Source organism: Actinomadura sp. KC216 (assembly GCF_004348535.1).
Taxonomy (GTDB): Bacteria; Actinomycetota; Actinomycetes; order Streptosporangiales; family Streptosporangiaceae; genus Spirillospora.
The window spans coordinates 1-2,032 of record NZ_SMJX01000590.1 but is presented as its reverse complement, the minus strand read 5'-3'; the positions used below and the strand labels follow the sequence as shown (position 1 = coordinate 2,032).

Genomic DNA, 2,032 nt, shown 5'->3' with positions numbered 1-2,032 from the left:
GAGTTCAGGTGTTCTCGGGGGAGCTTCTTCAGGACGCTAAAGGCGCAGGTCGGGGCCCCGTTCGGTCGCACCGAACGGGGCCCTTCCCATCTCTGCCGAATCCACCGCCTGACTGGGACCCGCAAGCCCTGCCGTCGAGTGGTGCTGCGGGCGGCTCGACGTCGAACTGCCGGGCCGGTTCGCCGAGAGCCTGGCGGAGCCGCGCTCGGCTAGCCTCTAGTCGGTCTGGAGTTGGTGCTGGGCGTATTGCCGGTTGAGGCGGACGAAGTGACGGTGGGCGTCGGGGTGATGCTTGGCCGCCTCGGCCAAGATGAACAGGGCGGAGGCGGTGTCCCCGCGTGCCTCGTAGATCAGCCCTAGGCGGACGGTGGCGCCCGGATGCCCCGCCCAGGCCGCGGCGCGGTAGTAGGTCTCGGCACCGGTCGGGGCCTCTGGACGGCCCGGAGAACGGTCTTGGTGGTAGCCCGGAAGGGTGAGTTCGTAGGCGAGCTCGGCGGCCATCGGCTTGCGTTGGCCGGGCTCGGCGTTGATCAGGACCCTGGCGGCCTCGTCACCGGATCTGGCCGCTGAGGCCAGCCATACGTGGGCTTCGGCGGGACGATCTCGGCAAAGCAGCAGGATCCCCACCCGGCACGAGGCGTCGGGGTCGCCGCGCTCGGCGCTGTTCAGCAGGTCGACGCCGTGCTGACCGAACAGCTCGTAGTAGCGGCGGTGCGACAGGGACGGCAGGTCGGGCAGGAAGTGCCCGTCCCCGTCCACGCTCACCTGCGTCCGGTGACCCGGCTCTTCTTCCGGCCCGGTCCACCGGCCGTCGTGGCCGCGTCCTTCCTCCCCGCCCTGGTCCCGGCCGGTCCGCACGGCGATCGCTGCCGGTGCCGTGTCCTGGTTCTCTCCCGGCCGTGCGGGGGCCGTCGCATGTGCGCCGGCCGGGCCGGCGTGGAGCTCGGCGAGGACGTCGGCCGGCGGGATCCCGGTGGGGTCCGGGACAGGTGCAGACAGGCAGTCCAGCTGATCGCGCATGGCCTGGTAGCGGGCGTGCCACTCCTGCAGGTCGGCGGGACCGGGGAAGTCGGGGGTGATCCCGGTCCTTTCGACGTAGTGCAGGCACGTCAGCACGTAGGTGGCGACCCACCCCCACGGCTGGGGGCCCTGCCGCTGGCGGGTCATGACGTTGCTGATCGCGGTGAGCGACAGCGGCCGCAGCACCGGGATGCGCTTCTTGTACCGGGCCAGGACCTCGGGCGCGAGCTTGGCCAGCTCCCGATAGTGAGGAGAACCGCACGCGTGCGTGAATTGGAGGAGGTCACGGATGAACTCATCCAATGCGTCGCTTGTTCGAGAGGGGTTGGTCGGCATTCCACGAGCCCTAACGTGATGGATCTTCCTCGCCGAGAGATCGTTAACGCGATGGAATGGTCTCATCACTGGGCCCTTTGCGGGTGGATTGGTTGCAAGTCATGCCGTTCCGGACTGTTCCGACCTGTCCCGGGCCATGCCCTGACGTGTGCTTTCAGGCTGAGCGGAGCAATCCGGAACGTCCCGGAACACTCCGGAACGGCCCGCGGCGAAGGTTTGTGTCACGCGACACAAACCGCGAACAGTCGAATTTCGTTCGCGTTGGAAAGGGGGTGAATGGTGACATCTGTCCGGTTATTTGCCTGGCGGTGGTGCGGCGGAGTGTTCCGGTTGTTTCTGATCCTTGTCTTCGCGTGGCCCGCGCGGACGGTGGGCTGGCCTACTGGTGACCGTCCGTCCCCTGACCCTCGACAAGGACCACACCTCTGATGCCTGTACACCTGCCGGCCATGTACGGCGCCGCCCGCCGTGCCGCCTACCAGCGCCACGCCCTGCCGGGAGCGCACGCCGTCCCGGCCGCGGCCACCTGCTGCAACGACGACGACGTGCTCCTGCTCCTGCTGATCTCCACCTGGGAGCTGCACGCGGCCCGCCCGGCGCCCGCCATCGCGCCCACCGACATGACCGAGGAGGAGCTGATCGAGTACTGGAGCGACCCCGCCGAGGACCCCTGCCC

General features: G+C 68.9%; 2 protein-coding genes. One reads left to right on the top strand and one right to left on the bottom strand.

What is annotated here, in order from left to right; translation table 11 throughout:
* Nucleotides 1-216 precede the first annotated feature (216 nt).
* Nucleotides 217-1,323: a sel1 repeat family protein gene (locus tag E1264_RS42270; protein WP_132183163.1), complete on the bottom strand. Its 1,107-nt coding sequence runs from the start codon at nt 1,321-1,323 to the stop codon at nt 217-219.
* A gap of 461 nt (nt 1,324-1,784) precedes the next feature.
* Between E1264_RS42270 and E1264_RS42265 the strand changes: the two genes are divergently transcribed.
* On the top strand, nt 1,785-2,032 hold a 248-nt coding region (locus tag E1264_RS42265; RefSeq protein ID WP_132183161.1), incomplete at its 3' end, for a hypothetical protein.